6 protein-coding genes and 1 pseudogene are annotated in these 7,187 nt (G+C 74.4%); 5 read left to right on the top strand and 2 right to left on the bottom strand.

What is annotated here, in order from left to right:
* Together ACFWEK_RS16695 and ACFWEK_RS16690 are read right to left on the bottom strand one after the other, a co-directional pair.
* Window positions 1-445: pseudogene (locus ACFWEK_RS16695) on the bottom strand (acetyl-CoA C-acyltransferase); the annotation flags it as partial.
* 46 nt (window positions 446-491) lie between these two features.
* On the bottom strand, window positions 492-1,724 hold the full coding sequence (locus ACFWEK_RS16690; RefSeq protein ID WP_430554761.1) for an acyl-CoA dehydrogenase family protein: 1,233 nt from the start codon (window positions 1,722-1,724) through the stop codon (window positions 492-494).
* A gap of 99 nt (window positions 1,725-1,823) precedes the next feature.
* Between ACFWEK_RS16690 and ACFWEK_RS16685 the strand changes: the two genes are divergently transcribed.
* The 5 genes from ACFWEK_RS16685 to ACFWEK_RS16665 all read left to right on the top strand — a co-directional run bounded on the left by ACFWEK_RS16685 (window position 1,824) and on the right by ACFWEK_RS16665 (window position 7,144).
* Window positions 1,824-2,543: a QsdR family transcriptional regulator gene (locus ACFWEK_RS16685; RefSeq protein ID WP_430554760.1), complete on the top strand. Its 720-nt coding sequence runs from the start codon at window positions 1,824-1,826 to the stop codon at window positions 2,541-2,543.
* Between the two features lie 53 nt (window positions 2,544-2,596).
* Window positions 2,597-2,998: an acyl-CoA thioesterase gene (locus tag ACFWEK_RS16680; protein ID WP_430554759.1), complete on the top strand. Its 402-nt coding sequence runs from the start codon at window positions 2,597-2,599 to the stop codon at window positions 2,996-2,998.
* A gap of 125 nt (window positions 2,999-3,123) precedes the next feature.
* Entirely contained in the window at window positions 3,124-4,233 is a 1,110-nt protein-coding gene (locus tag ACFWEK_RS16675) for a phosphotransferase family protein (RefSeq protein ID WP_430554758.1), read from the top strand.
* A complete protein-coding gene (locus ACFWEK_RS16670; protein ID WP_430554757.1) occupies window positions 4,233-5,450 on the top strand; it encodes an acyl-CoA dehydrogenase family protein in 1,218 nt (405 codons plus the stop codon). The genes ACFWEK_RS16675 and ACFWEK_RS16670 overlap by 1 nt, the downstream gene beginning before the upstream one ends.
* Window positions 5,451-5,509: 59 nt before the next feature.
* On the top strand, window positions 5,510-7,144 hold the full coding sequence (locus tag ACFWEK_RS16665) for an AMP-binding protein (RefSeq protein WP_430546223.1): 1,635 nt from the start codon (window positions 5,510-5,512) through the stop codon (window positions 7,142-7,144).
* Window positions 7,145-7,187: the final 43 nt, after the last annotated feature.

Raw genomic sequence — 7,187 nt, 5'->3', positions numbered from 1 at the left:
CCGTGCGCTCCAGCGCCTCGGCGAAGCGCGGGTTGGTGAGGTCGACGCCGGGGATCTCGTCGCTCGACCCGACGGCCATGCCGCTCACCGACTCGACGCCGGCGGACACGAAGACGTCGCCCTCCCCCGCCTTGATGGCGTGGAACGCCATGCGCGTGGTCTGCAGGCTGGAGGAGCAGTAGCGGGTCACGGTGGTACCGGGCACCGGGTCCCAGCCGTTGAGCACGGCCACGACGCGGGCCATGTTCATGCCCTGCCGGCCGCCGGGCAGGCCGCAGCCCAGCAGCAGGTCGTCGATGCGCGCCGGGTCGAGCCCGGGCACCTGCGCGACGGCGGCCTCGACCATGCGCGCGGCGAGGTCGTCGGCGCGGACGTCCTTGAGCGAGCCCTTGTGCGCGCGCCCGATCGGCGAGCGCGCGGTGGCGACGATGTACGCCTCGGTCATGTCGTGTCTCCTTCGGGTCGGTACGAGATGGGGGCGCCCGGGCGGCTCAGACGAACGCCGCGTGGCCGGTGATCTCGCGGCCCACGATGAGGTTGTTCATGTCCCGGGTGCCCTCGAACGTGTACACGGCCTCGGCGTCGGCGAAGTACCGCGCGACGCCGGTGTCGAGCGTGATGCCGTTGCCGCCGCAGGCCTCGCGGCACAGCGCGACGGTCTCGCGCATGCGGGTGGTGACGAACGCCTTGGCCATCGCGGCGTGCGCGTCGCGCTGCGTCCCGGCGTCCTGCAGCTGGGAGACGCGCACGCACACGGCGAGGCTCGCGGTGACGTTCGCGAGCGCGGTGGCGAGCTTGTCCTGGATCAGCTGGTAGCTGGCGATCGGGTGCCCGAACTGCTCGCGCTGCCGCGTGTACGCCACGGCCGCCTCGTAGGCGCCGATCATCGTGCCGAGCGACTGCCAGGACACGCCGTCGCGCGTCACGCGCAGCACCTGGGCGACGTCGCGGAAGCGGTCGATGCGCTGCAGCCGGTCGGCCTCCGCGACCTGGACGCCGTCGAGCTCGATGTCCGCGTTCTGCACGATGCGCAGCGACTGCTTGCGCTCGATCTTGGTGGCGGTGAAGCCCGGCGTCCCCTTCCGGACGAGGAAGCCCTTGACCTGGTCGTCGGCGGTGTCCTTGGCCCAGATCACGACGACGTCGGCGAACGTCGCGTTGCCGATCCAGCGCTTGGCGCCGTGCAGGGTCCAGGTGTCCCCCTGGCGCGTGGCGGTGGTGCGCAGCCCCTTCGCGGTGTCGGAGCCGGACAGCGGCTCCGTGAGGCCGAAGGCGCCGATGACGTCGCCGCTCGCCATCGGGGGCAGCCACTGCGCGCGCTGCTCGGGCGAGCCGCCCAGGCCGATCGCGCTCATCGCGAGCCCCGAGGACACGCCGATGAAGGTGCAGAACGAGGAGTCCACCCGGGCGAGCTCCATGCCGATCCAGCCACGGAACACCGCCGAGCTCTCGAACGGCGCGCACTCGGGCCATGCCGCGCCCACCGTGCCCAGCTCGGCGAACGGCTTGAAGAGGTGGACGGGACACTCCGCGCGCTCCCAGTAGTCGTCCGCGAGGGGGCGTACCTCGCGCTCCATGAACTCGCGCACGGCGAGCGCCGCCTCCTGCTCGCGGGGGGTGAGCAGGTCCTGGAAGCCGTAGAAGTCGGCGTCGAGCGCCGCGGGGCGGGTGGTCAGGCCGGTGGTCGGGCCGGTGGTCGAGGTGGCCGGGGAGGTGAACGTCATCGTTGCTCCGATCGTCGTCGAACGCGACCAGTGTGCACCCCCGTGCATCATTTTCCAAGATGTTGCACACGCCTCGTCCCGCGACACTAGGCTGCGGTCATGCCGGAGAGCACCACGAGCACCACGACCGTCTCGCACGACGACGCGCACGACGACGCGCCGATCGCGACCGTCGGCCTCGAGGCCGCGCCCACGCCGCTGTCCCTGCGCCTGGCGCCCGGCGCCCACGCCGACGCGCGGCGGGCGTTCGACCTCGCGCGCGAGACGTTCATCGCGGGGCGGCGCCTCGACATGGGCCCCCTGGCCGCGAGCCTCGGCGTCGACCGGACGTCCGTGTTCCGGTGGGTCGGCAACCGCGACGCCCTCCTCACCGAGGTGCTGTGGTCGCTCGCCGTCCCGACCCTGGTGCAGGCCGACCGCGCGACGGCGTCCGAGACCGGGGCCGAACGGGTCGCCGACGTCCTCACGCACTTCGCCGGCGACCTCATCACCGCCCCCTACTTCCGGGACTTCCTCACCCGCGAGCCCGCGCGCGCCCTGCGGCTGCTCACCACCAAGGCGAGCCCCATCCAGCACCGCTTCCTCGCGACCTGCGAGTGGCTGGTGCGCACCCATCTCGGCGACACCCCGTTCGACGACGACAGCGGGACCGACGCCGGCAGCAGGAGCGGCATCGACCCCGCGTCGCTCGCCTACCTGCTGGTGCGCGTCTCCGAGTCGTTCACCTATGCCGACCTGATCACGGGCGAGACGCCCGAGGCCGACCGCGCCGCCGTCGCGTTCCGCCACCTGCTGCGGGTGCCGTCCACCTCCGCCTGATCCTGCCCGCCGACACCCCCTGAGATCCCGCCCCAGACACCCCAGGAGCACCGATGCCCCGCGCCCGCCACCCCTTCCCGCTGCGCTGGAACGACAACGACCAGTACGGCCACGTCAACAACACCGTGTACTACGCCGCGATGGACACCGCCGTGAACGCGTGGATGATCGCCCACGGGGGGCTGGACCCGCGGGGCGACGTGATCGGGCTGTGCGTGGCGTCGTCGTGCGAGTTCCGCGCGCCGGCGTCGTACCCCGAGGAGCTCGAGGTCGGGATCGGCGTGGAGCGCCTGGGCCGCACGAGCCTCACGTGGGACCTGCACGTGCTCCGCGCGGGCGGCGACGATCCGATCGCCGTCGGCCTGTTCACGCACGTGTTCGTCGACGAGCCCTCCCGGCGGCCGGTGCCCGTGCCCGACGGCGTCCGGCGGGCGGTCGCCGCCCTGCAGGACTGACACGCTCCAGGACCGACCACAACGGCCCCGCGCGCCCGCGGGCGACCTGGTCGCACCACATACCGACTGCGCGGTATGCTCGCTCGAGCCCCGGGACGACCCGGGCCGACGGAAGGTGGTCATCGATGACCGACGTGCCCGGACTGGACACCGCAGGGCTGCGGGCGTGGCTGGGGCGGGAGCACCCCGAGCTCGCCCACGGCGCGCCCGACGGAGGGTCCGGCGGCGAGCTCACCGCGAGCGTGATCGCCGGCGGCCGCAGCAACCTCACGTACCGCGTCGACGGGGCCCGCGTGCCGCTCGTCGTGCGGCGGCCGCCGCTGGGCCACGTGCTGTCCACCGCGCACGACATGCGCCGCGAGCACCGCGTCGTCTCCGCCCTCGCGGGCAGCCCCGTCCCGGTGCCCCGCACCGTCGACGTCGTCGACGACACCGACCGTGGCGAGGTCACCGGCACCGTCTTCTTCGTCATGGAGCACGTGGCCGGCACGGTGCTGTCCCGCCCGGCGCAGAACGCGGCGTTCACCGCGGGCGGCCTGCACGCCCTCGGCCTCGAGCTCGCCGAGGTGCTCGCCGACCTGCACGCCGTGGACCCGGCCGTCGTCGGCCTCGCGGACTTCGGCAGGCCCGACGGCTACCTCGGCCGGCAGCTCGCCACCTGGCGACGCCAGTACGACGCCTCCCGCAGCCGTCCCCTGCCCCGGCTGGACGCCCTGCAGGACCGCCTCGCGGCGCGCGTCCCCGACTCCGGCGGGCGGGCCGGCATCGTGCACGGCGACTACCGCCTCGACAACGCGATCGTCGCCGGGCCGCCCGACGCGCCGCGCGTCGCCGCCGTCCTCGACTGGGAGATGGCGACGCTCGGCGACCCGCTGGTCGACCTCGGCATGCTCGGCCTGTACTGGGACATCCGCGGGCTCGCCGGCACGGCAGGCGACGACGCGCCCGACGGCAGCGCCGACGACGGCGCGCTGAGCGCCGTCGTCCCCGGCGCCGGCTACCCGGAGTTCGCCGACCTTGTCGACGCGTACGCCGCGCGGTCGGGCACCGCGCCGCCCGACCTGTCCTGGTACCGCGCGTTCGCCGCGTACAAGCTCGCCGTGATCCTCGAGGGGATCCACTACCGCTACCGGGCGGGCGACACGGTCGGCGACGGGTTCGACCGCATCGGCGCCCTCGTGGAGCCGCTGGCCGAGGACGGCCTCGCGCACGCGACGCCCGCCAGGAGGGCCTGATGGACTTCGCCCCCGACGCCCGCACCGCCGAGCTCACCGACCGGGTCCGCGCGTTCCTCGACGAGCGCGTGCTGCCGGCGGAACCGGTGCTGGACGCGCAGCTCGCGGCCGCCCCGGACGAGTGGTCCCCGCGCCCCGTGCTGCGCGACCTCCAGGACGCCGCCCGCGAGCAGGGCCTGTGGAACCTGTTCCTCCCGGGCGACGGGCCCGCCGGGGACCGCGGCGCCGGCCTCACCAACCTGCAGTACGCGCCGCTCGCCGAGCTCACCGGCTGGAGCCCGCGACTGGCCCCGGCGGCGTTCAACTGCGCCGCCCCCGACACCGGCAACATGGAGCTGCTCGCGCACTTCGGCACGCCGGACCAGCAGCGCGAGTGGCTCGACCCGCTGCTCGACGCACGCCTCCGGTCGGCCTTCTGCATGACCGAGCCGGGGGTGGCCTCGAGCGACGCGTCGCAGATCGGCACCCGCATCCGCCGCGACGGCGACGAGCTCGTGATCACCGGCCGCAAGTGGTGGTCCACCGGCGCGATGAACCCGGGCGCCGCGCTGCTCGTGGTCATGGGCAAGACCGACCCGGACGCGCCGCCCCGCCGGCAGCAGTCGATGGTGCTCGTGCCGCGCGACGCCCCGGGTGTGACGGTCGTGCGCCCCCTGACCGTGTTCGGCTACGACGACCGCGACCACGGCGGGCACGCCGAGATCGCCTTCGACGACGTCCGCGTGCCCGCCGCGAACCTCCTGGGTGGCGAGGGCGACGGGTTCGCGATGGCGCAGGCGCGCCTCGGGCCGGGCCGGATCCACCACTGCATGCGCGCCCTCGGCATGGCCGAGCGGGCGCTGGCGCTCGCCGGACGGCGGGCGCGCGAGCGCTCCACGTTCGGCCGCCCGCTCGCCGAGCAGGGCGTGGTCCGCGAGTGGGTCGCCACGTCCCGCGTCGAGGTCGAGGCGTTGCGCCTGCTCGTGCTCAAGACCGCCTGGCTCATGGACACCGTCGGCAACCGGAAGGCCATGCGCGAGATCCAGGCCATCAAGATCGCCGTGCCGCGTGCCGTCCAGGCGGTCCTCGACCGCGCGATGCAGCTCTTCGGCGCCGCCGGGCTGTCCGGCGACCAGCCGCTCGCCGAGATGTTCGCCGCGGCCCGCGCCCTGCGGCTCGCGGACGGCCCCGACGAGGTGCACCTCGGCTCCCTCGGCCGGGCCGAGCTGCGGCCCTGAACCGCCCGAGACCTGAACGACCTCCGTCCCCACGATCAACGACGACGAAAGGACCGGACATGACACCCACCCCCGAACCCAGCGCGGAATCCCCCGGCCCCGCGTCCGAGGGCGCCTCCACCGACGCCGTCGACGGCCCCGGCTTCGGCACGCTGTCGGCGGCGTCGCTGCTCGCGGAGACGGCGCGCCGGCACCCCGACTACCCCGCGCTGCACTTCGCGGGGACCACCACCACGTACGGCGAGCTGTGGGACCAGACCCGCGCGTACGCCGGCGCTCTGGCCGCGCGCGGGATCGCTCGCGGGTCCCGGGTCGCCATGGTCGTGCCCAACGTGCCCGACTTCGCGCGCGTCTACTACGCCGCGCTCTCGCTCGGCGCCGTCGTCGTGCCGATCCACCTGCTGTTCCGGTCGGGCGAGATCGAGTTCGTGCTGCGCGACAGCCGGGCCGACGTCGTGGTCGCGGCCGCGCCGCTGCTCGCCGAGGCCGTGCCCGCCGCCGAGCGCGCGGGCGTCCCCCTCGTCACGGTGCTCGCCCCGGCCGCGGAGCAGGGCGGGCCCGCCCTCCCGCGCCTCGAGGACGAGGCGGCCGCGGCGACGCCCGTGGAGCGGCACACGCCGGTGCACCCGACGTCGGCCGCGACGATCCTCTACACCAGCGGCACCACCGGGCTGCCCAAGGGCGCCGTCGGCTCCCACCTCGCCGCCGTCGAGCAGGTGCACTGCTCCCTCATCGACTCCTTCGACCTGCGGCACGACGACGTCGTCTTCGGCGGGCTCCCGCTGTTCCACGCGTTCGGACAGATGGCGGTGATGAACTGCGCGTTCCGCGTCGGGGCGTCCGTGGTGCTGCTGCCCCGGTTCGACCCGGACCAGGCGCTCGAGCTGCTCGTGGCGCACCGGGCCACGGTGTTCACCGCCGTGCCGACGATGTTCGTCGGGATGCTGGAGGCCGCGCGCCGCAGCGACGCCCGGCCGCCGCTGCGGTACGCCGTCTCGGGCGGCGCGGCGCTCCCGGTGAGCGTGCTCGAGGAGTTCGCCGCCGCCTACGGCGCCGAGGTGCACGAGGGCTACGGCCTCACGGAGACGTCCCCGAGCGTCTCGTTCAACACCGTCTTCGAGCCGATCCGGCCCGGCACGGTGGGCCGGCCGATGTGGGGCGTGGACGTCGCCGTCGCCGACGCCGTCATCGACCACGAGGTGCACCTGCTGAGCGAGCCGGGCGCGCTCGGCGAGATCGTGGTGCGCGGGCACAACCTGCTCAAGGGCTACCTGGGACGGCCGGACGCGGACGCCGCGGCCGTCGTCGACGGCTGGTTCCGCACCGGCGACCTCGGCACGCTCGACGCCGACGGGATCCTCGCGATCACCGACCGCAAGAAGGACATGATCATCCGCAACGGGTACAACGTGTATCCCACCGAGGTGGAGGCGACGCTGGTGTCCCACCCCGACGTCGCGCTGGCCGCGGTCTTCGGCGTCGCGGACCCGGTGCACGGGCAGGAGATCCACGCCGCCGTCGTGCCGGCCGACGGGCGCACGCTCGACGCCGACGCCCTCGCCGCCTGGGTCCGCGAGCGCGTGGCCGCGTTCAAGTACCCGCGCGTGGTGCACGTGGTGGACGAGCTCCCCCTCGGCCCGAGCGGCAAGATCCTCAAGCGCGAGCTGCCCGCCCGCTTCGCCCCCGTCCCCTGACCGGTGGTGGGCGCTCGTCTGGCGCTATCCGGTCCTCGGATAG

Source organism: Isoptericola sp. NPDC060257 (assembly GCF_042726645.1).
Taxonomy (GTDB): Bacteria; Actinomycetota; Actinomycetes; order Actinomycetales; family Cellulomonadaceae; genus Isoptericola; species Isoptericola nanjingensis.
This window is presented reverse-complemented; position numbering and strand designations above follow the sequence as displayed.

Bases quoted from the DNA above. Each gene is read 5' to 3' on its own strand.
- ACFWEK_RS16685 (WP_430554760.1), top strand. From the start codon at position 1,824: ATGCCGGAGAGCACCACGAGCACCACGACCGTCTCGCACGACGACGCG.
- ACFWEK_RS16675 (WP_430554758.1), top strand. From the start codon at position 3,124: ATGACCGACGTGCCCGGACTGGACACCGCAGGGCTGCGGGCGTGGCTG.
- ACFWEK_RS16680 (WP_430554759.1), top strand. From the start codon at position 2,597: ATGCCCCGCGCCCGCCACCCCTTCCCGCTGCGCTGGAACGACAACGAC.
- ACFWEK_RS16690 (WP_430554761.1), bottom strand. From the start codon at position 1,724: ATGACGTTCACCTCCCCGGCCACCTCGACCACCGGCCCGACCACCGGC.
- ACFWEK_RS16670 (WP_430554757.1), top strand. From the start codon at position 4,233: ATGGACTTCGCCCCCGACGCCCGCACCGCCGAGCTCACCGACCGGGTC.
- ACFWEK_RS16665 (WP_430546223.1), top strand. From the start codon at position 5,510: ATGACACCCACCCCCGAACCCAGCGCGGAATCCCCCGGCCCCGCGTCC.